This window comes from Crossiella sp. NPDC003009 (genome assembly GCF_053591555.1).
The window spans coordinates 1-22,917 of the sequence record NZ_JBSFUA010000018.1; the positions used below are offsets into that span (position 1 = coordinate 1).

Sequence of the window (22,917 nt, forward strand, 5' to 3'; positions counted from 1 at the left end):
CACTGTTGAGTTCTCAAAGAACACACGCAACACCGCACACCCGCCCGCCGCAGAGGCCGACAGCTGTTCCGGGGCTTGTTTGTCCTGGAAGCTTTGTTGCTAGATCTTGCTACGGTCGCCCACTCTACCACCTGTCGATGGGAGCTTGGTTCGCGACCCCTGCCCCGCGCCCGTTCCCCGGTCTTTCTGGGGGCCGTTCCGCGCTGGCAGGGAGAAAGTTACGCCCGGGCGAATGCGAAGTCAAATCGGCAGTTCAGCGCGAAGGAAGCCCAGGTCAGCGGCCTGCGCGCGAGTCGATCTCGGGCACATCACGTAGATCGGGTTGGAGTGGCCCCGGCCACATTCAGGCCCGTACCGCGAGTTCGGCCGCGCACGAGGTGGCCGTGGCGGTTGGCGTCCACAGGTCCCCGGTGCCGGAAGACATCACTGACGAAGTCGTCGTTGGTGAAGTACAGGGCCAACGCGTGATGACGGGCGACGAGCCGGTCGGCACCGGGTCCGGCTGAGCGGTGGACTCCGCGAGCGTGGCCAACCGGGGAGAGCGGTCAGCTACGACACGAGCTGGACCACACTCGACCGAAGTCGATGTGGTCGCGGGTCACGAGCGGCGGGTGCACCAGCACGTCCTCCACAAAACCGGGGCCCCTCCCGCGTGATGACATCGCCTTCTCCGGCGTTCCACCTGCCTGACCTTCTCCTGACGCGCGCCGTCGCGGTCACGCGTCTCCCCTCGTCACGCAAGGAGAGGTGGCATGCCGAGCTCAGCCGTGATCGCCATCGTGGGCGCCGGCCCGAACGGGACCGGCCTGCTGGAACGGATCAGCGCCAACCTGGGCGCGGCCGAGGAGTTGTACGGGGGTCCGCTGGAGATTCACCTGGTCGATCCCTTTCCGCCGGGACCCGGACGGGTGTGGCGGCACGCGCAGTCACCGCTGCTGCGGATGAACTCGATGGCCGAGGACGTCACGATGTTCACCGACGAGTCGGTGCGATGTCAGGGGCCGGTGCGCCCCGGTCGCTCATTCGCGGAGTGGGCAGCCGATGTAGGCACCGGCAAGATCGCCGACGTGGAGCCTGATCCGGAGCTGGTGTCGTTGCGCGGCAACGGCTTTCCTTCCCGGCAGGTGTAGGGCAAGTATCTGGACTGGTTCTTCCGTCACACGATCCGGGGACTTCCGGACTCGGTGACCGTGCACGTGCACGCGAGCACCGCGACCGCCATCACCGGGAGCTGTGACCAGCTGCAGCAGGTGTGGCTGGCCGACCGGGCGACGCCGTTGTCAGCGGGCGCGGTGGTGCTGGCGCTCGGGCACCTTGACTCCCAGCCCGACGCTGAGCAGCGGCGGCTGGCCGCCTTCGCCGCCGAGCACGGGCTGTCCTACCTGCCGCCGGAGTACTCGGCCGACGCTGACCTGTCCGAGATCGCGTCCGGGAAGACCGTGGTCATGCGCGGGTTCGGGCAGGCGTTCATTGACCCGATGGTGTTGCTGACCGAGGGCCGCGGCGGACGGTTCGAGGCCACTACGGACGGTCTGCGCTACCTGCCCTCGGGGCGGGAGCCGGTGCTGTACGTCGGGTCCAGGCGCGGAGTTCCCCATCACGCGAAGACCACCTATCGGTTGCAGGGCGCGGCGCCGGACCTGCCCAGGTTCTTCGACGCGGACGCGGTGGACCGGCTGCTGGCCCAGCCGGGGCGGCTGGAGTTCCGCCGGGACGTGTGGCCCGCGATCGCCAAGGAGATCGGCTGGGGCTACTACCGCGAGCTGTTCACCGGCCACCCGGACAAGGTCACGATGGACTGAGACGAGTTCGCCGGGAGCTTCGCCGAACTGGAGTTCCTCGGGCAGCGGATGCGGGACCTGGTGGCGCGGGCGGTGCCGGCGAGCGTGGACCGGCTCGACCTGGCCACGCTGGACCGGCCGTTGCGCGGGCTGAGCTTCGACCGGTTCGCTGGCCTGGGCAGATATCTGCGGGACTACATCGAGCAGGATCTGGCCCGGCGGTCGGACCCGGCGTTCTCCACGGATCTGGGGGCGTTCCTGGCGCTGCTGTCGGGGTACGGGCAACTGCCGCGGCTGCTGGCGAGCGGGCGGTTGTCGGCACGGTCGCAGGTCGAGGAGTTCGACGGGTGGTGGGCCGGGTTCTGCAGCTTCTACACCAGCGGTCCGCCGGGTGACCCCGGCTGGAGCAGCTGCTGGCCCTGGCCGAGGCCGGGATCGTGCGGTTCCTCGGGCCGGACATGTGGGTGCGGGCGGATGCCGGGCGCGGGCGGTTCGTGGCCGGCAGCGCCGCGGTGGCCGAGCAGCTGGTGGTGACCGGGCTGATCGAGGCGCGGCTGCCCAGGGCGAACGCCAGGGGCAGTGCGAATGAGCTGCTGCGGCGCCTGGTCCTGGCCGGGGACGGCGCCGAGGAGGTGCTGGCCGAGGGAGCGTTCGGGCACAACACCGGGCTGCTGCTGGTTCGCGGGGACGACGTGCGGGTGCTGGACCGGGACGGGCGGGCGCATCCGCGCTGGTTCGCGCTCGACGCGCACACCAGCGGCCGATCGGTGGCCGCGTTCGCCCGGCCGCGGACCAACGCGCCCTCGTTCCGGCGCAACGACAAGGTGGCCAGGGAGCTGCTGCGGTTCCTGGCGACGAGCCGGTCAGGCTGGTGCCGATTCCGCGGGCAGCAGAACTTGGTAGCCGGTTTGATGATCTTGTGCCGCGGCGTCATTGCTGATCAGCGTTTCGCTACTCCGTTGAGCTGACGCTGCGCAGTCAATTTCATCGCTGACCTGGGTGAACGCATCGCGCCAAGTTGGTCGGACGCCCTCGGAAATCTCGGTAGCGTCCGAAGGCGATGGACGACAACTGGCTCGTGAACCTCGTACTCGCCCCGGCGACCTACCTGGTGGTCCTTACCGTCTTCGTGATCGTGTTGCGAAGGCTGCTGGGCTTCCGGGTCGGCCTGGTGCGGGCGGTCATCGCCGCGGTCATCGGGTTGCTCCTGATACCGCCGCTGGCCAGGGTGATGTTCCAGGCCGACAGCGCGGGCTCGCTGATCACCGTCTGGATCGGCCTGGCCGTGCTGGTGCCGATGGTGCTGCTCGTGCTGGCCGAGGTGCTGGTGCCGCCCGGATCCGTGCCGGGTCCGGTGGAGTGGCTGCGCGGGCTGCGGCGCCGGTTCGGGCGGGCGCGGCGGTACTCGCAGATCAGCCGGATCGCCTTCCGGCACGGGCTCAGCCCCTACTTGCGCGGCAGCCGGAAGTCGGCGACGCAGGGGCAGTCCAAGCTGGCCAGGTCGGTATGGCTGGCGCTGGAGGACGGCGGCGTCACGTTCGTCAAGTTCGGCCAGGTGCTCTCCACCCGGCGGGACATCCTGCCGGAGGAGTTCGTCACCGAGCTGAGCCGGTTGCAGCACCAGGTGGCTCCGGCGCCGTATGCCGAGGTCGAGCTGGTGCTGCGGGCAGAGCTGGGCGGCGCGCCGGAGGAGGTGTTCGCCGAGTTCGACCGGGTACCGCTGGCCGCGGCCTCGATCGCGCAGGTGCACCGGGCCACGCTGCGGACCGGAGAGCAGGTCGTGGTGAAGGTGCAGCGGCCCGGCATCCGGCCGGTGGTCGAGCGTGACCTGGACATCGTGGACCGGCTGGCCCGGACCCTGGAGGCGCGGACTCGCTGGGGCCGGGCGCTGGGTGTGGTGGAGTTGGCGAAGGGGTTCGCCGACGCGCTGCGCGAGGAGCTCGACTTCCGGATCGAGGCGCGCAACATGGCCGCGGTCGAGGCTGCTGCCGCGGTGCGTGGCGGTGATCCGGGGATCAGGCTGCCCGTGTTGCACGAGCAGCTGTGCACCCAGCGGGTGCTGGTGATGGAACGCCTCGACGGGGTGCCGCTCAGCGGGCGATTACCCGACGGCGCGGACCGTCCGGAGCTGGCGCGCGCGTTGCTGCGGTGCCTGCTGCAGCAGGTGGTGGTGGACGGCGTCTTCCACGCCGATCCGCATCCGGGCAACATCCTCGCACTGACCGACGGGCGGCTCGGGCTGCTGGACTTCGGGTCGGTCGGCCGGCTCGACGGTCAGTTGCGGGGCGCGGTGCAGAACCTGTTGCTGGCCATCGACCGTGGTGATCCCGCGGCGATGAGCGATGCCCTGCTGGAGGTGGTGAGCAGGCCGGATGAGATCGACGAGTCCGCGCTGGAGCGGGCTGTCGGGCAGTTCATGGCCCGGCACCTGGGTCCAGGTATGCGGCCGGACGTGGAGATGTTCACCGACCTGTTCCGGCTGGTCGCCGCCTATCGGCTGACGGTGCCGCCGGAGGTGGCCGCGGTGTTCCGCGCGCTGGCCACGATGGAGGGCACGCTGGCCGCGCTGGCACCCGGGTTCAACATCGTGGCGGAAGCGCGGTCCTTCGCCGGGGACAAGGTGAGCGCGGCGCTGCACCCGTCCTCGCTGAAGGAGGCGGCGAGTCAGGAGCTGCTGGCGCTGATCCCGGTGTTGCGCAGGCTGCCGCGGCGGCTGGAGCGGATCACCGGCGCGCTGGAACGCGGCAGGCTCGGGGTGAACGTGCGGTTGTTCGCCGACGAGCGGGACCGGCGGGTGCTGCGCGGGTTCCTGAACCAGGTGCTGCTGACCGTGCTGACCGCGACCACCGGCGTGATGGCGGTGCTGTTGCTGGGCACTACCGCCGGTCCGATGGTGGCCGACGGGATCAGCCTGCTGCACGTGTTCGGCTACAACCTGCTGGTGATCAGCTCGGTGATCGCGTTGCGGGTGCTGTACCTGGTGTTCCGGCGAGAGACGTGAAGGAGGTTCGGCTGGTCTGTGACAGAACCATGACATGCCACGGGCATGGCTGATACATCGCGGATGGACGGTGTAGGCATGCGTCCCTCCTCGACCGGTTCCTTCGTGGCCTGGCGGATCGCACTGTCCGCGCCGCTGTTCCTGCTCGCCTTCGTCGTCAGCTACATCTCCTTCGTGCGCACGCCCGAGGGGCAGCGCTGGGAGAACGAGGTGCTGGCGGCCGGTGGCCGCGGGCCGGGGTTGCTGCTCAGGGACGAGGACTCCGGGCTGCTGGAGCTGATGAACGATCGTCCGCTGCTGATCGGCGCGGTGGTCGGCGTGATCCTGGTGGCGCTGGTCGGGCGGCGCTGGTGGGCAGGGCTGGCCGCGCTGGTGGCGACCGGGCTCACCGTGGCTTGCTCGCAGGTGTTGAAGCTGTCGCTGCTGGAGCGGCCCAGGCTTGGCGCTGGGCGGTTCCTGCCCTCGCACAACAGCTTCCCCAGCGGTCACGTCAGCCTGGCCATGGCGTTGGTGCTGGCGCTGCTGGTGGTGCTGCCCAGCAGGCTGCGGGTGCTGGCGGCCGTGCCGGGCGCGCTGTGGGTGGCGACGGTGTCGACCGCGACCATGGAGGCGGGCTGGCACCGGCTGAGCGACACGCTGGGCGGCGGTCTGCTGGCGGCGGCGGTGTGCTGCCTGCTGGTGGGTGTGCTGCTGGCGGTGGGACAGGCTCGTCGGGTGCTGCGGCGGCCGAGCCCGATCGGGCTGACGCTGGGCTGGCTCGCGGCGGTGGCCGCGGTCGGCTGGTTCGTGCTGCGGTACACCGGCGCGGACGCCACTCCGACGGACATCGCGATGGCGGCGGCGCAGTCGGCCAGTGTGCTGATCGTGCTGGCGGTCACCGCGCTGCTCCGGTCGATCGAACTGCTGGCGTCGGTGGCGGCGACCGAGGGCGTGCCGGCACCGCCTGCGGTGCAACCGCCGCTGCCTGGGCCGTTGCCGGGCCAGCGCCGGGTGGCGAGCGCCGAGGAGCTGAACTACTACCGGCAGCACCTGGTGCCTTGACGAGCAGGTCCCAACTCGGCCGGCGGCAGCAGGGCTGAGCGGTCGCCGGAGACGGTCGGGTCGTGCCGGGATGGTGATCAGTCAGGTCGCAGGCCCGGGAAGAAGTGGCAGTACGGGGGCAGCTAGCGAGGCGAGCGGGGCCTCGGCCGGGGCGCACAGGCGAAGGCCCCACATCCGGAGTCCGGGTGTGGGGCTTTCGCTTGTGCGGACTAGGGCTTGTACTTGGGTGGCGGTGTGGTGGGGTCGGGGGTGCGGGGCATGACGGTGGTGGAGACCGGGCCGTCCATGACCGCGCCATGGCGCATCAGCCAGGCCGAGACCTCGGTTTTCACCACGGCCAGGGTGGGGCGGCGGCGCGGGTCGGGGTCCAGGGCGGCGGCCAGCAGGTGGCGGTGGGCGCTCTGTTGCGGGATGTGGGTGCAGGGGGTGCCCTTGGCTGCGGCCATCAATGCCGAGACCGGGGTTTCGAAGACGCCTCGGGGTGGGTGGGCGGCCAGGGCGTAGCTGACCGTGGCGGCCAACTGCCAGGCGTCGGCGGCAGGGGAGGCGGAGGCGCCCGCGGCGACCTCGGGGGCGATGAAGTCGGGAGTGCCCATCATCATGCCGGTGGCGGTCAGGGTGCTGTCGCCCTTGGAGCGGGCGATGCCGAAGTCGATGAGGTGGGCGGTGCCGCCCTCGTCGAGGACCACGTTCGCGGGCTTGACGTCGCGGTGCAGCACGCCTTGGTCGTGCGCGTCGGCCAGTGCGCCGGCCATGGTGGCCCAGAGGCGAGCGGCGGAGACGTCGTCGATGACACCGCCGTTGTGCACGGCGTCGGCGAGGGTGCCGCCTTCGATGTACTCCATGACGATGGCCAGGCCGTCGGGTTCCTCGACGACGTCGTAGACCCGGACGCAGTTCGGGTGCCGGACGGCGGCCAGGGCGCGGGCCTCGCGGAGCATGCGCTGCTCGGTCTCGGCGTCGGGGGCGTGCGCCAGTTTCACCGCGACGGTGCGGCCGAGGCTGGTGTCCATGGCGAGCCAGACCTGGCCGAAGCCGCCGGCGCCGAGCTTGCGCAGCCTGCGGAACCGGCCGCCGGCGGGGTGCCAGACGCCGCCTCGGGGCAGCACCGGGGTGGTGCGGGTGCCGCCGGAGGCCATCCGGCCCGCGCCTGCGGCCGCACCCGCGGCGGCGGCGCCAGCGGCACCGGCGCCTGCCAGGAAGGCGGGCAGGGGGCCTGGGGTGTTGGCCAGGGCGCCGGCTGGGGCCTGGAGGGTCGGGGGCTTGCCGCTCATGACCGCGGGTGGGCGGCCGGAGGTGCCGGGCGGGGGTTGCTGGCCTGCGGGCGGCGGCTGTTGGCCTGCCGATAGCGGCTGTTGGCCTGCGGAAAGGGGTTGCTGACCTACGGAAAGGGGTTGCTGACCTGCGGACAGCGGCTGTTGGCCTGCGGAAAGGGGCTGCTGACCCGCGGACAGCGGTTGCTGGCCTGCGGCGGATGGGGGCTGCTGGCCCGCGGCGGGGTGCGGGGGCTGGCCGACGAAGGCCGTGGGCGGTTCCTGGCCCGCGCTGGTGGTTCGCGAGGCTTGGCTGCGGACGACCGTCGGCGGCTCGTGGCCGGCGACGACGGTCGGCGGGGCGTGGCCGCGGACCACGGTGGGGGGTTCCTGGCCGCGGACGACCGTTGGCGGTTCCTGGCTCCGGACCACCGTGGGTGGCTCCTGACCTCGGACCACCGTGGGCGGCTCCTGGCCGGGGCGGCCTGGGCCGGGCGAGGGCTGCGGCGCGTTGCGCGCGGACTGGGGCGGTGGTGCGGACTGGGCCGAGTGGGCGTGGCCGGCGTTGGCGTGGGCCGCGTGCATCGGGGCCGGGGCGACCTTGGTCGCGGCGGAGGGCTTTGCGGGGAGGGGTTCGGCCAGGCGGACGGCTGGGTCGATGCGGGTGGGGTTGGGGGGCGCGGTGGACGGTTTGCGCGGGAGTTGGTTGCTGGCTGGGCGGACCGGCTCGGCCAGGGGTTTCGGTTTGGGGGGCGGCAGGGGCTGGCGGGGTTCCAACTGGCGTTTCTCCGCGGGTTCGGGGTCGCGTTCGGAGCGGACGATGACCGAGCGGCGGGGTGAGCCGATCAGCATGACCGCGAAGATGCCCGCGATCGAGGTGGGCAGGAAGCCGAGCCACAGGTGGCCGAGGATGCTGGCGCTCAGCGGCACGGTCAGGATGGCCAGCAGGACGTACGGCAGCCGGAAGAACAGCCAGGCGGGCCACTTCGGGCCGCGGCGGAAGGCCAGCAGGCTCTGGAAGATCACCGCCAGCAGGATGAGCACCGGCAGCACGCCGATCAGGAAGATGTAGCCGATGGAGCCCAGCCAGCTGGTGGCGCCACCGGGGTTGAACAGGGCGTCCGCGGCTTCCGGGGCGTTGGCCAGGTACTGGCCCTGGGTGCCCAGGAAACAGAAGTCCCGGCCCATGGACTCGCCAGCGCCGGTCAGGCCGCCGACCTGGACGCCCCGGGCGGCCGCGGTGATGATCCGGTCGGTGGCGGTGAAGGCCAGCCAGGGCAGGACCAGGGTGCCTGCCAGGCCGAAGGCGGCGATCGGGATGGTGGTCGCCGGGGTGTACCGGTTGCCGATGCCGTGCCGCAGCAGGGCGACGCAGATCGCGCCCAGCGGTGGCAGCAGGCCGAAGACCACACCGGCGGCGGTGACGGTCCAGGCCCAGTCGCCTGGGCAGACCGCGAAGCCGAACAGGCCGTGCAGCGTCGACAACAGCGAGCCGACCAGATGGACGACCGCGTCCACGAACCCCTCCAGACCCACTTCACCGGAAGCTGACGACATCCACCCTATTAGTCCTTACATCGGGTGTACGTGTCCGCACGCTCCGCAAGTGGGTTTTCTGGGCCCGCTCAACGCACTGGCAACGGAAAAGCCACTGGACTGTGACGTCCGGCGCGATCAATCGCCCGCACTCCAAAGAACACGTTGTCCTTCGACCGCTTGACCGTCGCCCGGGTGACATCGCCTACCGGGACGACATGGGTCCACCAGGTGTCCGTGGTCTCCCGCCAGAGGACCTCGTACCCGGCCAGGTCGGCCTCCGGGCCCCGCTGCCAGACCAGCTCGGTGTCGTTGGTCAGCGCCTGGGTGAGGATGCCGACGCCGGTGGGTGTGCCGGGGGCCTGCGCGAGGGACCACAGGGTGGCCAGGTTGACCTTGGCGACGCGGGCGATGTAGTCGAAGTCGCAGAACTCGGGCAGGTCGCCGTACTGCTTGCCGTCCTGCACCCGGACGTCCTGGTGCTGGTGCGCGAAGTCCTCGTTCGGCTCGGTGAACCGGGCCGCGGGGAAGCCCAGCTCCAGGAACGGGATGTGGTCGCCGCCGCGCAGGTACCGGTCCCTGCGGTGGATCACCCGGACGTTCATGCCGGTCACGTCCTGGCCGGCGACCTCGCGGACGTACCTGGCCAGCTGGCGGGTGGCCGAGTCGTTCTCGCCGCCGACCGAGCGGCGGACGTTGGCCTGCTCCGGGGTTTCCGAGGTGGGCACGCCCTCGGCGAACAGGCGCACCGTGCGCGGGTCCTTGCTGCCGTCGTCGGCGGTGCTGCTGCCCACGATGTCGTTGGTGAACATGCCCTGCACGTCCGCGCCCGCCGCCTTGAGCTGCTTGGCCAGGTGACGGGAGCCGTGCAGGCCCTGCTCCTCCCCCGCGACCGCGGCGAAGACCACGGTGGCCTCCACCGGGCGCTTGGCCATGATCCGGGCCAGTTCCAGCACCACCGCCACGCCCGAGGCGTCGTCGTCGGCGCCCGGCGCGTCGCTTACCGCGTCCATCACGTCCGAGGCGCGCGAGTCGTAGTGGCCTGCGACCACGTAGGTGCGCTTGGTGGTCGTGCTGCCGCGCAGGGTGGCGAGCACGTTGGTGATCTTGGTGGGCACCGGGATGCGCGGGTCCGGCTGCTGGATGTAGGACTGGAGCTCGACGGTGAGCCTGCCGCCGGAGGCCGCGGCGTAGCGGCTGAGCTCGGCGAAGAGCCAGTCCCGGGCCGCGCCGATGCCGCGTTTCGGGTCGTCCTGGCTGGAGAGGGTGTGCCGGGTGCCGAAGGCGGCCAGGGTGCGCACGGTGGCCTCGATGCGCTTCGGGTCGATCTCGCGCAGCAGGGCGCGCAGCTCGCGGTCGGCCGGCCGCCCCGCCGGGGCGGCGGCTTCGGCGGCGGCCTGCGCGGCGCCTGCCGGGAAGATCAGCGGGGCCGCCGCAGTGGTCAGGGCGGCCGTCAGGAAGGTGCGTCGGCTGGGCGACTCAGGGGCCATGTGCCCTGTCTAGACAGTCAGCGCAGGGTGGTAAAGCCGCCAAAGGAACCGATTACCGGGAAGCAGCCGGGCTACCCGCGCGTTGCACCGGACATGCCCCTGTCTCGTTCCGTCCCACTGTCCGTGCTCGACCTGGCCATCATCACCAACGGCTCCACCGCGACCACCGCGTTGCGCGAGACCCTGGACCTGGCCGCGCAGACGGAGAGACTGGGCTACCACCGGTTCTGGCTGGCCGAGCACCACAACATGCCCGGCGTGGCCAGCAGCGCGCCCGCGGTGCTGATCGGCCAGGTGGCCGCGGTCACCTCGACCATGCGGGTCGGCTCCGGCGGGGTGATGCTGCCAAACCATCCGCCGCTGGTGGTCGCCGAGCAGTTCGGCATGCTGGAGGCGCTCTACCCCGGCCGGATCGACCTGGGCCTCGGCCGCGCGCCGGGCACCGACCCGCGCACCGCGCAGGCGCTGCGCCGCTCGGCCTCGCCGCTGTCGGCCGACGACTTCCCCGAACAGCTCGGCGAGCTGGTGCGCTACTTCGACGAGCCGGTGCCGGGCGAGCCCGAGCCGGCGGTGCGCGCGGTGCCGGCCGCGGGCAACCGGCCGCCGGTGTGGCTGCTGGGCTCCAGCGGGTACAGCGCGCGGCTGGCCGGGATGCTGGGGCTGCCGTTCGCCTTTGCGCACCACTTCAGCGCGGAGAACACGCTGCCCGCGCTGCGGCTCTACCGGGAGAACTTCCGGCCCTCCGCCGAGCTGGACCGTCCCTACGCCATGGTCTGCGCCTCGGTGATCGCCGCGGACACCGACGAGCACGCGCGCTGGCTGGCCGGTCCCGGTGGACTGTCCTTCCTGCGGCTGCGCGGCGGCAGGCCGGGGCTGTTCCCGACCGCGCAGGAGGCCGCCGACTACCCGTACTCGGCGCTGGAGCGGGAGTTCGTGGAGGCCAGGTTCGCCAGCCAGATCATCGGCGGGCCGGAGACGGTGGCGGCCGGGCTGGAGAAGCTGCTGACCGAGACGCTGGCCGACGAGCTGATGGTGACCTCGATGGTGCCCGGTCACGCGGAGCGACTGCGCTCCTTCGAACTGGTCGCCAAGATCGCGGCATAAAAGAGAGCCCCGAGGCCGCTGGGGGTCCGGCCTCGGGGCTCTGAGGTCTCATTATCTTGGTGGTAGAACCACCATCGCGCTGAGACTCGTCAACTATAGCTCGTCCGTCGGAGAGCGGTACATCCTCCAATCGAACGGATGGGGCCGGATTCTGCTAGTCACAAGGAGTGAGTGCTCGTGGTCTCGCGGGCGTACTCCGTGAGCTGGGCCACCACGAACCGATGATCCTCCACCTGGGGCAGCCCGGAGACGGTGATCGAGCCCACCACGCCGACACCACGCACCGTCACCGGGAACGAGCCGCCGTGTGCGGCGTAGACGTCGGGGTCCAGCCGCATGGTCTCCTCGAAGGTGCTGCCCTTGGCCCGGCACTGCTCGCCGATGAGGAAGGAGCTGTGCCCGAACCGGGCGACCACCCTGGCCTTGCGCTCCACCCAGGCGTCGTTGTCGGCGGAGGTGCCGGGCAGCGCGGCGTGGAAGAGCCGCTGGCCGTTGCGGTGGATGGCCACCACCACCGGCAGCGCGGCCGCGCGCGCCGCCGCCACCAGGCGCGAGCCCAGCTCCCAGGCGGTGTCGTTGTCGAAGCGGTCGAACTGCAGGTCCAGCTCCTGCTCGGCGAGTTCGTCCAGGGTCCAGGGGCTGCTCATGCCGTCACCACCACGGGCTCGTTCGACTCGGCGGACCGCTTGGCCGCCTCGATGATCTCCAACGCGGCGATCGCGCCGGCCGGTTCGACCGGCAGCGGGCCGCCCGCGCGCAGCGCCGCGACCACCGCGGCGTAGAAGTCCTGGTACGCGCCGGGCTCGGTCGGCACCGGCTCGGCGTCCGCGCCGACGCCGAGCTGTCCCCAGGCCGACTGAACTTCGGTCCCCCAACCCGGTGAACCTGGAATCCCGCCCGCGGCCATCGCGTCCTCCTGCGGGTCCAGGCCGAACTTGGTGTAGCCGGCCGCGTCGCCGAGCACCCGGAAGCGCGGGCCGAGCTGCGCGGACAGCGCGCTCATCCACAGGTGCGAGCGCACCCCGCCCTGGTGAGTGAGCGCGACGAAGGCGTCGTCGTCGACCTGGACACCGGCCCTGACCTGGCCCAGTTCGGCGTAGACCGAGGTCACCGGGCCGAACAGCTGGAGCGCCTGGTCGATGAGGTGCGCGCCCAGGTCGAACAGGATGCCGCCGGCCTCTTCCGCGCCGGGCAGCTCGCGCCAGTTGTCCCAGGGGGTCGGCGCCCAGCGCTCGAACCGGGACTCGAACCGGTGCACCCGGCCCAGCCGCCCGTCCTCGACCAGCTTGCGGATGGTCAGGAAATCGTTGTCCCAGCGGCGGTTCTGGAACACCGTCAGCGGCACCCCGGCCGCCGCGGCGCGCTCGGTGAGCTGCCTGGCCTGCTCGGCGCTGGGCGCGAACGGCTTGTCCACCACCACCGGCAGCCCGGCCTCGATCGCGGCCAGCGCGAGCGGCACGTGCGTGCGGTTGGGGGTGGCCACCACCACCAGGTCCAGCTCGTCCCTGGCGGCGAAGAGGTCCTCGGCGGAGTCCAGCACGCGGGTGTCCGGGTGCCGTTCACGCAGCGCGGCCTGGCGTTGCGGGTTGGCGGTGACCACGGCGCTCAGCCGCAGACCGGGGGTGGCGGCGACCAGTGGGGCGTGGAAGACGGCGCCTGCGATGCCGTACCCGAGCACCCCGACGCGGAGATCGTCTGTGGAGACCATATCGAGATTAAAACAACACTGTTGATTAACAGCAAGATGCCATGATCTGAAACTGATGTCGGAACCGTCGACCCCGCGACCGCCTGCGAGCGGCGCCAACCTCCGCGCGCTGCGCGGCCACAACAGCACGCTCGTGCTCGACCTCATCCGCGGCACCGAGGGCCTGAGCCGGGTGGAGATCGCCCAGCGCACCGGGCTGACCGCGCAGGCGGTGTCCAAGATCGTGGCGCGGCTGATCGAGGAGGGCCTGGTCGCCGAGTCCGGCCAGGCCGCGCCGACGGTGGGCAAACCGCGCACGCTGCTGCGGCTGCTGCCCGAGGCCCGCTTCGCCCTGGGCGCGCACGTGGACCGGGACGAGCTGCGGTTCGTGCTGGTCGACCTGGCCGGCGCGGTGCTGGACCGCCGCCGGGTGCCGATGCCCGCCGTGCCCACGCCGGACGTGGTGATCCCGCTGCTCGCCCAGCACGCGCTGGGCATGGTCAGCGGTGGCGCGGTGCCGCAGGGCAAGCTGCTCGGCCTCGGCATCGGCTGCCCCGGCCCGCTGGACCACCACACCGGTGTCGTGCACCAGGCCACCCACCTGCCCGGCTGGGTGGACGTGCCGCTGCGCGACCGGGTGGCGGCGATGACCGGGCTGCCGGTGATCCTGGACAAGGACACCAACACCGCGATCGTGGCCGAGGGCTGGCGCACCGAGGGCCTCTCCGAAGCCGCGCTGGTCTACATCGGCACCGGCATCGGCGCCGGTCTGGTGCTCAACGGCGTGGTGCACCGGGGCAGCCGGACCAACGCCGGCGAGTTCGGCCACACCACGCTGCAGGCCACCGGGCCGCACTGCGCGTGCGGGCGGCGCGGCTGCGTGGAGGTGCTCTGCTCGCCCGCCACCGTGCTGGCCAGGGTGCGCCGCCGTCGCGGCACCGGCGGGCCGCCCTCGCCGATCAACCCCGAGGTGCTGCCGGAGTTCCAGCAGCTGTGCGCGGACGCCGCGGCCGGGGACGGGGTGGCCAGGGCCGAGCTGACCAGGGCGGCCCGGCTGCTCGGCGGGGCGGTGGCGGACCTGGTGAACCTGCTCGACATCGACCAGGTGGTGCTGGCCGGGCGCGCGGTGGAGACCGCGCGGGAGTACTACGTGCGGGAGATCGAGCGGGCGCTGCGCACGCAGATCCGCTCGCCGGAGTGGCAGCCGGTCCGGGTCACCGTCTCCGACCTGGAGCAGGACCTGGTGGCCGCGGGCGCGGCGATGCTGCTGCTGTCCACCTTCTACGGGCGCCAGCAGCTGGGCCAGGCGCGCAGCGGGTGAGCTAGGCGCTCTGCTCGGCCTGCTTGTCCTTCTCCAGGGTGCCGTCCAGGTTGACCCCGCGGAAGCTCAGCACCAGCAGCGAGACCGCGCCGAAGAACAGCGCGATGTCGGCCACGTTGCCGACGAACCACCCGTTGTAGTCGATGAAGTCGACCACGTGGCCCCTGGCGAAACCCGGTTCGCGGAAGAGCCGGTCCAGCAGGTGGGTGCTGGCGCCGCCGAGCAGCAGGCCCAGGGCCAGCGCCCAGCCGGTGGAGCGGACCCGCAGCGCGATCCACACCAGCGCGATCACCGCCACCCCGCTGAGGATGGCGAAGACCCAGGTCGACTCGGCGCCGAGGGAGAAGGCCGCGCCCGGGTTGTAGAGCAGCCGGAAGCGGATGAACTCCCCGATCACCGGGATCGGGGCCTGGCCGGTCAGCGCGTCGACCGCCCAGAACTTGGTCAGCTGGTCCAGCACCAGCAGCACCGCGGCCACCAGCAGCGTCAACAGCAGACGGCGGGGCGCGGCGGGGTTCGCTGGCGTGCTCTCGGTGCTCATCACCCGACAGCGTAAGCCGATCGACCGAACCGTGTCGCTCCCAGCTGTCTCCCAGCCCCGGTCCAGGCTGCTCGCAGATCCGGCGGCCATACCTGACACCGGTCGCGAGGAACGCGGCCGTCCCGGTGGAGGGTTGGTGATCGACATGGGCGGTGCGGTGGTGACGCCCCGGGTTGAACGTCCAGGCGAGCGGGCGCGGACGGCGACCGTGGACATCGTGGTGCCGGTGTTCAACGAGGAGAAGGCGTTGCCCGGCTGCCTACGCGTGCTGCACGCCTACCTCAACGCGCACTTCCCGTTCGACTGGACGATCACGGTGGCCGACAACGCCAGCACCGACGGCACGCTCACCGTGGCCAGGCGGATCGCCGAGGCCGCGCCGAGGGTGCGGGTGCTGCGGCTGGAGGAGAAGGGGCGCGGGCTGGCGCTGCGCACCGCGTGGGGCTTCAGCGACGCCGATGTGGTGGTGTACATGGACGTCGACCTGTCCACCGGCCTGGACGCGCTGCTGCCGCTGGTCGCGCCATTGGTCAACGGGCACTCCGATCTGGCCATCGGATCGCGGCTGGCGGCGGGCTCGCGGACGGTGCGCGGGCCGCGGCGGGAGCTGATCTCACGCGGCTACAACGCGCTGGTCCGGCTCGCGCACGGCGCGCGGTTCTCCGACGCGCAGTGCGGGTTCAAGGCCGCGCGGGCCGAGGTCATCCGGCCGCTGCTGGAGCGGGTGGCGGACAACTCCTGGTTCTTCGACACCGAGCTGCTGCTGCTGGCCGAGCACAACGGGCTGCGGGTGCACGAGGTGCCGGTGGACTGGGTGGAGGACACCGACAGCCGGGTGCGGATCGCCAGGACCGCCTGGGAGGACGTGCGCGGGCTGCTGCGGGTGGCGCGGGCCAAGGCGAGGGGGACGGCCACCGTGGACGACCTGCCGCAGCGGCCCGATCCGGCGCCGACCCACCCGGACGCGGTGCTGGGCCGAAGGGACGGCGGACTGCTGTGGCAGCTGGTGTCCTTCGGGCTGATCGGCGCACTGTCCACAGTGGCCACCGCGGCGCTGTACGCGCTGTTCCGCGGCTGGCTGGATCCGTTGGCGGCCAACCTGTTCGCGCTCACCCTGACCACGATCCTGAACACCGAGGCCAACCGGCGGTTCACCTTCCTCGGCTGGACGGGCTCCAAGCGCAAGGTGCACCTGCAAGGGCTGCTGGTCTTCGCGCTGTACTACGCGCTCACCTCGGGCGCGCTGCTCGCGCTGCACGCCGCCGAGCCGGAACCCTCGCGCTGGCTGGAGGTCGCGGTGCTGCTGGGTTCCTCGGTGCTGGGCACCGCGGCCCGGTTCGTGGTGCTGCGCGGCTGGGTCTTCAAGAACCGAAAGGACAACTCCGCATGAGCCGGATCCGTTGGCGGCACTGGGCACTGCTCGCGATCTGCGGGCTGGCCGCGGTGCTCTACGGCTGGGCGCTGAGCCCGCAGGGCTGGGGCAACGCCTACTACTCGGCCGCGGTGAAGTCGATGTCGCAGAGCTTCACCCACTTCCTGTTCGCCAGCTTCGACCCGGTCGGCGTGGTCACGGTGGACAAGCCGCCGATGGGCCTGTGGCCGCAGGTGCTGTCGGTGTGGATCTTCGGCTACACCGGCTGGGCGGTGCTGCTGCCGCAGGTGCTGGCCGGGGTCGCGGCGGTGTTCGTGTCGCACCGCACGGTGCGCCGCTGGGCCGGGGAGCGGGTGGCGCTGCTGGCCGCGCTGGTGTTCGCGCTGACGCCGATCACGGTGGCGATCAACCGGGACAACAACCCGGACACCTTGCTGGTGCTGCTGCTGGTCGCCGCGGCCTACGCCTTCACCAGAGCGGTGGAGACGGAGGTCGCGCCGGGGCGGCGGACGCGGTGGCTGTTGCTGGCCGCGTTCCTGATCGGGTGCGGGTTCCTGACCAAGATGTTGCAGGCGTGGATCGTGCTGCCGGTGTTCGTGGCGGCCTACCTGGTGGCTGGGGTCGGCACGGTGCGGCGGCGGCTGCTGGACCTGCTCGCGGCGGCGGGAATGGTGGTGGCGTCCTCGTTCTGGTGGGTCGCGGTGGTGGACCTGTGGCCGGGCGAGAAGCCGTACATCGGCGGGTCTGCGGACGGGTCCGCGCTGGATCTGGTGCTGGGGTACAACGGTTTGGGGCGGATCTTCGGACGCGGCGGTGGCGGGGGCATGCCGCCGCCGGGGGCGGAGGCGCCCAGCGGGGCGGTCATGATGGGCGGCGGCGGGTTCGGTGGCACGGCCGGGCCGCTGCGGATGTTCAACGAGCAGAACGGCGGGCAGATCAGCTGGCTGCTGCCGCTGTGCGCGGTGGCGCTGGTGCTGGCCGCGGCTACGGTGTTCCGGCGCGGGGTGTCCGGGCAGGTGCGGGCCGGCTGGGTGCTGTGGGGTGGCTGGCTGCTGGTCACCGGCGCGGTGTTCAGCTTCGCGGCGGGGACCTTCCACCCTTACTACACCACGATGCTGGCCCCCGCGGTGGCCGCGGTGTCGGCGGCCGGGGCGCGGGAGCTGTGGCGGCGGTACCGGCAGCCAGGGTTCTGGTGGGTGCTGACGCCGGTGGCGGTGGCCGGGACGGCGGCGTGGGCGTTCGCCTTGGTGTCGCGGGACATCAGCTGGCAGGGGTGGACCCGGTGGGCGACGGTGGCGGTGGCCGGGATCGCGGTGCTGGCGCTGGTGCTGGGGCGGTTGCCCAGGATCGTGGTGGCGCGGCGAGTCGGAGCTTTCGCGGCGGTGGCCGGGTTGTTGCTGACACCCGCGGTGTGGTCGGCGGAGAAGGCGTTCGCCGGGACCGCCGGGGCGATGGACGGGACAAATCCGACGGCCGGGCCGGAGAGTGCCGGGCGAGGCGGGCGGGGAACGTTGCCGCCAGGGGCTTCGGGGCCGGGCGCTGGCGGGCAGGCATCCGGCGGGCAGGGTGGGCAGCGACCGGATGGCGCGCAGGGTGGCGCCGGCGGTCCTCGGCTGGTGATCGGTGGCCAGCGGTTCGGTGGGAACGGGACCGCGTTGTCGGCGGAGCAGAAGAAGATCCTCGCCTATGCCACCGCGAACTCCCGGGGCGCGGAGATCGTGCTGGCGACGGAGGGCGGGTCGATGGGGGCCTCCCCGTTCCTGATCAACAGCGACGTGACCGTGGTCGGCATGGGCGGGTTCAGCGGCGGGGATCCGGCCCCGAGCCTCGACCAGCTGAGCCGGTGGCAGGCCGAGGGCAGGCTGGCCTTCGTGCTCACCGACGGCGCTTCCGGCATGCGGGTGCGCGGTGGCGAGACCGGGCGGAACAGCTGGATCGAGCAGCATTGCGCGCTGGTCGAGCCGAGCGCCTACGGCGGGTCCGGTGAGCAGAAGCTGTACTCCTGTCTCACCTGATCGGGGCCATCCAGCCGGCTCCCAGGAAACTCCCAGGTTGGGCGGGAAGACTGGTGGTGTGGACACCGCTGAGCCTTCCCGCCCGGCCAGGGTGCTCGTCGTGGACGACGAGCCCAACATCCTGGAGCTGCTCTCGGCCGCGTTGCGCCTGAGCGGGTTCGAGGTGCACGCCGCGGACACCGGCGGCCGGGCGCTGGCCATCGCGCGGGAGGTCGCGCCGGACATCGTGGTGCTGGACGTGATGCTGCCGGACCAGGACGGGTTCACCCTGGCCCGGCGGCTGCGCGCGGTGCGCGAACACCTGCCGGTGCTCTTCCTCACCGCGCGGGACGGGGTGGCCGACCGGATCGCCGGGCTCACCGCCGGTGGCGACGACTACGTGACCAAGCCGTTCAGCCTGGAGGAGGTCGTGTTGCGGCTGCGGGCGATCCTGCGCCGCACCAGGGCGGTGGCCGAACCGGCTGGGGCGAACGGGAAACTGCGCTACGCCGATGTGGTGCTGGACGAGGACGCGCACGAGGTGCGCCGCGACGGCACGCTGATCACCTTGTCCCCCACCGAGTTCAACCTGCTCCGTTACCTGATCACCAACGCGGAGAAGGTGGTCAGCAAGGCGCAGATCCTGGACCGGGTGTGGAGCTACGACTTCGACGGCGACGGGCGGATCGTCGAGTCCTACATCAGCTACCTGCGGCGCAAGCTGGACTTCCGCGATCCGCCGCTGATCCACACCATCCGCGGCGTCGGCTACACCCTGCGGCTGCCCAGGACCGGCGCCAGGTGAGGCGGGCGCTCACCCTGCACGCCCGGCTGCTGCTGACCCTGCTGCTGTTGTCCGGCTTGGGGCTGGCGGTGGTCGCGGTGACCAGCCACCTGCTGCTCGCCCAGTCCCTGATGTCCAAAGTGGACGAACAGCTGCGCGGCCTGGCCCGGCCCTTCGCCAACGACCGCCCGCCGCCGCGGATGCGCCCGCCGGAGGACCACCGCCCGGACCGGCAGCTGCCCACCGACGTCAGGGTGCTGTTCTTCAGCGCGGGCGGCGACCTGTGGGACAGCCTGGGCAACCTGCCCGGCGACACCAGCGGCCCCGACCTCTCCGGCCTGGACCGCGCCGCCGCGCTGGCGCACAACGAGCGGCCGTTCGAGGTGCCGGACCGCTCCGGCGGCAGCGACTGGCGGGTGCGCGCGGCGGTGGCCCCCAACGGCGACACCGTGGTCACCGCGCATTCGCTGGCCGGGCTGGACGCCACGCTCAACCAGCTGCTGCTGATCGAGCTGGTGGTCGGCGTGCTGGTGCTGGGACTGCTGGGCGCGGCGGCCACCGCGGTGGTGCGGATCGGGCTGCGGCCGCTGACCCGGATCGAGCACACCGCGCAGGCCATCGCGGGCGGGGAGCTCGACCGGCGGGTGCCGGATGAGGATCCGCGCACCGAGACCGGGCGGCTCGGCGCGGCGCTGAACGTGATGCTCGGGCGGCTCGGCGACGCGCTGCGCGCCCGCGAGCAGTCCGAGGGCAGGCTGCGGCTGTTCGTCGGGGACGCCTCGCACGAGCTGCGCACCCCGCTGACCTCGATCCGCGGCTTCGCCGAGCTGTACCGCAAGGGCGGCGCGCCGGAGCGGGCGGACGTGGACCGGATCATGAGCCGGATCGAGGCCGAGGCCAGCCGGATGGGCCTGCTGGTGGACGACCTGCTGCTGCTCGCCCAGTTGGACCAGCAGCGGCTGTTCGACTTCGCCGAGGTGGACCTGCTGGTGCTGGCCGGGGACGCCGCGCACGACGCCAGGGCGCTGGATGACGGGCGCAAGATCACCCTGGTGGCCAAGGACGGGCCGGTGCGGGTGCTGGGCGATGAGTACCGGCTGCGGCAGGTGCTGGCGAACCTGGTGACCAACGCGCTGCGGCACACCCCGGCGGGCACCCAGGTGCGGATCACGCTGACCCGCGAGCCCGCGTCGGCACAGCGCGCGGCGCCCGCGGCGGCGGCCGGGACCGCGCCGCCGACCGGGGGCGAGGTGGCGGTGCTGGAGGTCGCCGATGACGGGCCGGGCATCCCGCCGGAGCACGCGGCGCACGTGTTCGACCGGTTCTACCGGGCCGATCCGGGGCGCAGCCGGGCCAAGGGCGGCTCGGGGCTGGGGCTGGCGATCACGGCGGCGATCGTGCACGCACATGGCGGGCGGGTGGAGCTGCACACCGGCCAGGGTTCGCGTTTCCGTGTGCTTTTGCCGCTCGTTTAACCCGATCCAGGAAATGCCATTGGGTGAGGTAATTACCGCGAGTATTTGATTTCTGTATTGTGCGGAATGACGACTACACTTGGGCCGCTGTTCGCAGCTTGACGAAAGCGAGCCCCCGCGTGAACTACCTGCTCGCCGACCGCTATCGCCTTGACGGTGAGCTGGGCCGGGGCGGAATGAGCGTGGTCTGGCACGGGTTCGACACCGTGCTGGAGCGCGAGGTCGCGGTGAAGGAACTGCGCACTCCGCCTGACTGGTCGCCCGCCACCGCTGCCGCGCAGCACGAGCGCATCCGGCGGGAGGCCACCAGCGCCGCCCGAATCGATCACCCGAACGTGGTCAGGGTGCACGATCTGGTGAGTGCGGATGGGCGGCCGTGGATCGTCATGGAGCAGATTCCCAGCCGGTCGCTGCAACAGGTGGTGGACGAGGACGGGCCGTTGCCGCCGATGGTGGTGGCGCGGATCGGGCTGGCCGTGGTGGAGGCGCTGGACAACGCGCACCACCGGGGAATTCTGCACCGGGACGTGAAACCGGCGAACATCCTCCTCGCCGATGACGGCCAGATCTTCCTGACCGATTTCGGCGTGGCCCGGCTGACCGAGGCGGAGACCGCGGCCACCACCGGCGCGCTGCACGGTTCGCCGGGATATCTGGCGCCGGAGCGGTTGAAGGGGCAACTGCCCCGGCCCGCCTCGGACTTCTGGTCGCTGGGCGCGACCCTGTACACCGCGGTGGAGGGGCGCTCGCCGTATGCGCGGGAGACCGCGGCGGCCACCCTGACCGCGACGATCACCGCGGAGTCGCCGCCGCTGTCCAGGGCGGGCGCGCTGGCGCCGGTGGTCTCGGCGCTGTTGCGGCGCAACCCGGTGGACCGGCCGGGACCGGACCAGCTGCGCGAACAGTTCGAGCGGATCATGACCGGCCGGGCGGGCAGTCCCCCGCCGCCGGTCCCGCCCACCGGCCCGCCGCCGCGCCGCACCAGCCTGCTCTTCGCCGGGATGGCCATGCTCGCGATCAGCGTCGCCCTTCTCGTCTACCTCACCCTGAGCCCCTAGCCCGCGCGGATCGCGGACAGGCGCAGGCCGGTGGCCGGGTCGGGGGTGACCTCGGCCAGGCGGGTGGACCAGTAGAGGTGCCCGTGCGGGGACCACAGCGGGGCCAGCGGGAGCTCGCGGAGGGCGATGTTCTCGGCCAGGCGGAGGTCGCGGTCAGCGGCATCCGAGGTGGCCGCGGTGGTGATCAGCTCGGTGTAGGTCGCGTTGGTGAAGCCGACTTCCGCGGCCAGGGTGGTCAGCAGGGCGGTGGGGTGGGGGTAGGTGGCGCGGGCGGTGAGCAGGTAGGGGCCGTCGAAGCGGTGGTTCCGCATGGACTCGGCGTACTCGGCGCCGGGCAGGCCCTTGACCTTGATCTCCGGCGCGTTGAGGGACAGGCGGAGCTGGGCGGCGAGGGGTTCGGCCCAGGTGCGCTGGTCGGTTTCCTGGTTGAAGTAGATCGTGAGGTTCTTGGGCAGTTCGCTCTGGCGGGAGAGCAGGGCGGCGGCTTGCACGTCGTGGTTGCAGGGGCGGCAGGCGGAGTCCTTGCGGTCCGCGCCCAGGGCCTGCGGCAGCAGCGCGGTGGCCGGGGTGACCCGGTGCGCCAGCGGGCCGGTGGCCAGGGCCTCGCGGTCGATGCCCATGGACACGGCGTGGCGGCGGGCCTGGTCGGCGAACTCCGGGCGGGCCGGGAAGGCCAGGTAGGTGGCCTCCGGCTGCGGCCAGGTGGCGCTGCGGCTGGCGAACTGGCCGGTGAGCTGGCCGTGCTCGGCGGCCGGGATCTCGGTGGCCAGGTCGATCTTGCCCGCGGTGAGCTGGGCGTACTGGGCCGCGGCGTCGGCGATGAGCACGGTGATGGCCTGGGACTTGGCCTTGGTGGCGCCCGCGTAGTCCGGGTTGGCGACCAGGCGGGTACCGCCCGACCAGGGGCGTTCGGCGCGGAACGGGCCGTTGCCGACCAGGGTGGTCCAGTCCTTGCGGGTCAGCGCCGCTTCGGTCAGCGGGGCGAGCAGGGTGCTGGTCAGCGCGACCGGGAAGTGCCGCAGCGGCTTGGCCAGGGTGACCTCCAGGGTGAGCTCGTCCGGCACGCCCACCTCCCGCACGCCCAGCTCGTCCAGCAGCGCGCCCGCGGCCCACCTCTCCTGCCGGGCCGCCGCCCAGGTCTGGGCGTAGGACTTCGCGGTCACCGGGGTCTTGTCATGGAAGCGCCAGCCCGGTCGCAGCCGGATCGTCCACCGCCGTTGGTCGGGAGATTCCACCCGTTCCGCGGCGGCCGGCACCGGGGCCGCGCCCGGGTTGTCCGCGGCCAGCAGCGGTGTCCACAGCGCGCCGGTCAGCAGCTTTCCCGGCTGGTCCACGGCCTGGCCGGGCAGCAGGGTGGCCGGTTCGGTCACCGCGATGGTGAACGTGCCCGGCTGGGGTGGCGCTGGGGTCTCGGCGGTGGTGCAGGCGGTCAGCGCGCTGACCGCCAGGGCCGTCAGCAGGGTGTCGCGGCGGCGCATC

17 protein-coding genes and 1 pseudogene are annotated in these 22,917 nt (G+C 72.1%); 12 read left to right on the forward strand and 6 right to left on the reverse strand.

Features of this window, described 5'->3' with window-relative positions:
• Positions 1-752 precede the first annotated feature (752 nt).
• The 5 genes and pseudogenes from ACWDY5_RS20145 to ACWDY5_RS20165 all read left to right on the forward strand — a co-directional run bounded on the left by ACWDY5_RS20145 (position 753) and on the right by ACWDY5_RS20165 (position 5,823).
• Positions 753-1,802: pseudogene (locus ACWDY5_RS20145) on the forward strand (FAD/NAD(P)-binding protein).
• A gap of 48 nt (positions 1,803-1,850) precedes the next feature.
• A complete protein-coding gene (locus tag ACWDY5_RS20150) occupies positions 1,851-2,315 on the forward strand; it encodes a hypothetical protein (RefSeq protein WP_449723715.1) in 465 nt (154 codons plus the stop codon).
• Complete coding sequence (locus tag ACWDY5_RS20155; RefSeq protein WP_449723716.1) at positions 2,276-2,749, forward strand: hypothetical protein; 474 nt, start codon at positions 2,276-2,278, stop codon at positions 2,747-2,749. The genes ACWDY5_RS20150 and ACWDY5_RS20155 overlap by 40 nt, the downstream gene beginning before the upstream one ends.
• 92 nt (positions 2,750-2,841) lie before the next feature.
• Complete coding sequence (locus tag ACWDY5_RS20160) at positions 2,842-4,782, forward strand: ABC1 kinase family protein (RefSeq protein ID WP_449723717.1); 1,941 nt, start codon at positions 2,842-2,844, stop codon at positions 4,780-4,782.
• A 78-nt stretch (positions 4,783-4,860) separates the two neighbouring features.
• The gene (locus ACWDY5_RS20165) at positions 4,861-5,823 is read left to right on the forward strand and encodes a phosphatase PAP2 family protein (protein WP_449723718.1); all 963 of its coding nucleotides are present in this window, start codon (positions 4,861-4,863) and stop codon (positions 5,821-5,823) included.
• Between the two features lie 209 nt (positions 5,824-6,032).
• On the opposite strand, the gene ACWDY5_RS20170 is transcribed toward ACWDY5_RS20165, so the two are convergent.
• Together ACWDY5_RS20170 and ACWDY5_RS20175 are read right to left on the reverse strand one after the other, a co-directional pair.
• Complete coding sequence (locus ACWDY5_RS20170; RefSeq protein WP_449723719.1) at positions 6,033-8,594, reverse strand: protein kinase domain-containing protein; 2,562 nt, start codon at positions 8,592-8,594, stop codon at positions 6,033-6,035.
• Positions 8,595-8,701: 107 nt separating this feature from the next.
• Positions 8,702-10,102 carry a M20/M25/M40 family metallo-hydrolase gene (locus ACWDY5_RS20175; RefSeq protein ID WP_449723720.1) on the reverse strand — a complete coding sequence of 467 codons (1,401 nt, stop codon included), beginning with the start codon at positions 10,100-10,102 and terminating at the stop codon, positions 8,702-8,704.
• A gap of 93 nt (positions 10,103-10,195) precedes the next feature.
• Between ACWDY5_RS20175 and ACWDY5_RS20180 the strand changes: the two genes are divergently transcribed.
• Positions 10,196-11,206, forward strand: a complete 1,011-nt coding sequence (locus ACWDY5_RS20180; protein ID WP_449723721.1) for an LLM class flavin-dependent oxidoreductase — start codon at positions 10,196-10,198, stop codon at positions 11,204-11,206.
• 158 nt (positions 11,207-11,364) lie between these two features.
• Here the strand turns inward: ACWDY5_RS20180 and ACWDY5_RS20185 are convergent, their stop codons facing one another.
• Entirely contained in the window at positions 11,365-11,853 is a 489-nt protein-coding gene (locus ACWDY5_RS20185; protein ID WP_449723722.1) for a heme-degrading domain-containing protein, read from the reverse strand.
• A complete protein-coding gene (locus ACWDY5_RS20190) occupies positions 11,850-12,914 on the reverse strand; it encodes a Gfo/Idh/MocA family protein (RefSeq protein WP_449723723.1) in 1,065 nt (354 codons plus the stop codon). Before ACWDY5_RS20190 ends, ACWDY5_RS20185 begins: the two co-directional genes overlap by 4 nt.
• Before the next feature lie 55 nt (positions 12,915-12,969).
• On the opposite strand from ACWDY5_RS20190, the gene ACWDY5_RS20195 reads away from it, so the two are divergent.
• Positions 12,970-14,214 carry an ROK family transcriptional regulator gene (locus ACWDY5_RS20195; RefSeq protein WP_449723724.1) on the forward strand — a complete coding sequence of 415 codons (1,245 nt, stop codon included), beginning with the start codon at positions 12,970-12,972 and terminating at the stop codon, positions 14,212-14,214.
• A 1-nt stretch (position 14,215) separates the two neighbouring features.
• Here ACWDY5_RS20195 and lspA read toward each other — a convergent pair whose 3' ends face one another.
• Positions 14,216-14,755, reverse strand: a complete 540-nt coding sequence (gene lspA / locus ACWDY5_RS20200; protein ID WP_449723725.1) for a signal peptidase II — start codon at positions 14,753-14,755, stop codon at positions 14,216-14,218.
• Positions 14,756-14,900: 145 nt separating this feature from the next.
• Between lspA and ACWDY5_RS20205 the strand changes: the two genes are divergently transcribed.
• From ACWDY5_RS20205 to ACWDY5_RS20225, 5 genes are all read left to right on the forward strand, one after another.
• On the forward strand, positions 14,901-16,145 hold the full coding sequence (locus ACWDY5_RS20205) for a glycosyltransferase (RefSeq protein WP_449723825.1): 1,245 nt from the start codon (positions 14,901-14,903) through the stop codon (positions 16,143-16,145).
• Positions 16,142-18,142 carry an ArnT family glycosyltransferase gene (locus ACWDY5_RS20210; RefSeq protein ID WP_449723726.1) on the forward strand — a complete coding sequence of 667 codons (2,001 nt, stop codon included), beginning with the start codon at positions 16,142-16,144 and terminating at the stop codon, positions 18,140-18,142. The genes ACWDY5_RS20205 and ACWDY5_RS20210 overlap by 4 nt, the downstream gene beginning before the upstream one ends.
• A gap of 58 nt (positions 18,143-18,200) precedes the next feature.
• Positions 18,201-18,926: a response regulator transcription factor gene (locus ACWDY5_RS20215; RefSeq protein WP_449723727.1), complete on the forward strand. Its 726-nt coding sequence runs from the start codon at positions 18,201-18,203 to the stop codon at positions 18,924-18,926.
• Positions 18,923-20,380, forward strand: a complete 1,458-nt coding sequence (locus tag ACWDY5_RS20220) for a sensor histidine kinase (RefSeq protein ID WP_449723728.1) — start codon at positions 18,923-18,925, stop codon at positions 20,378-20,380. The genes ACWDY5_RS20215 and ACWDY5_RS20220 overlap by 4 nt, the downstream gene beginning before the upstream one ends.
• Before the next feature lie 119 nt (positions 20,381-20,499).
• Positions 20,500-21,438 (forward strand): serine/threonine-protein kinase, encoded by a 939-nt coding sequence (locus ACWDY5_RS20225; RefSeq protein ID WP_449723729.1) that lies wholly within the window; start codon positions 20,500-20,502, stop codon positions 21,436-21,438.
• On the opposite strand, the gene ACWDY5_RS20230 is transcribed toward ACWDY5_RS20225, so the two are convergent.
• Entirely contained in the window at positions 21,435-22,916 is a 1,482-nt protein-coding gene (locus ACWDY5_RS20230) for a peptide ABC transporter substrate-binding protein (protein ID WP_449723730.1), read from the reverse strand. The two genes, ACWDY5_RS20225 and ACWDY5_RS20230, sit on opposite strands and share 4 nt — an antisense overlap.
• Position 22,917: the final 1 nt, after the last annotated feature.

What these genes read in the sequence shown, in the direction of transcription:
- ACWDY5_RS20150 (WP_449723715.1), top strand. Translation starts at nt 1,851, where the DNA reads ATGCGGGACCTGGTGGCGCGGGCGGTGCCGGCGAGCGTGGACCGGCTC.
- ACWDY5_RS20160 (WP_449723717.1), top strand. Translation starts at nt 2,842, where the DNA reads ATGGACGACAACTGGCTCGTGAACCTCGTACTCGCCCCGGCGACCTAC.
- ACWDY5_RS20165 (WP_449723718.1), top strand. Translation starts at nt 4,861, where the DNA reads ATGCGTCCCTCCTCGACCGGTTCCTTCGTGGCCTGGCGGATCGCACTG.
- ACWDY5_RS20175 (WP_449723720.1), bottom strand. Translation starts at nt 10,102, where the DNA reads ATGGCCCCTGAGTCGCCCAGCCGACGCACCTTCCTGACGGCCGCCCTG.
- ACWDY5_RS20180 (WP_449723721.1), top strand. Translation starts at nt 10,196, where the DNA reads ATGCCCCTGTCTCGTTCCGTCCCACTGTCCGTGCTCGACCTGGCCATC.
- ACWDY5_RS20185 (WP_449723722.1), bottom strand. Translation starts at nt 11,853, where the DNA reads ATGAGCAGCCCCTGGACCCTGGACGAACTCGCCGAGCAGGAGCTGGAC.
- ACWDY5_RS20190 (WP_449723723.1), bottom strand. Translation starts at nt 12,914, where the DNA reads ATGGTCTCCACAGACGATCTCCGCGTCGGGGTGCTCGGGTACGGCATC.
- ACWDY5_RS20195 (WP_449723724.1), top strand. Translation starts at nt 12,970, where the DNA reads ATGTCGGAACCGTCGACCCCGCGACCGCCTGCGAGCGGCGCCAACCTC.
- lspA (WP_449723725.1), bottom strand. Translation starts at nt 14,755, where the DNA reads ATGAGCACCGAGAGCACGCCAGCGAACCCCGCCGCGCCCCGCCGTCTG.
- ACWDY5_RS20205 (WP_449723825.1), top strand. Translation starts at nt 14,901, where the DNA reads ATGGGCGGTGCGGTGGTGACGCCCCGGGTTGAACGTCCAGGCGAGCGG.
- ACWDY5_RS20210 (WP_449723726.1), top strand. Translation starts at nt 16,142, where the DNA reads ATGAGCCGGATCCGTTGGCGGCACTGGGCACTGCTCGCGATCTGCGGG.
- ACWDY5_RS20230 (WP_449723730.1), bottom strand. Translation starts at nt 22,916, where the DNA reads ATGCGCCGCCGCGACACCCTGCTGACGGCCCTGGCGGTCAGCGCGCTG.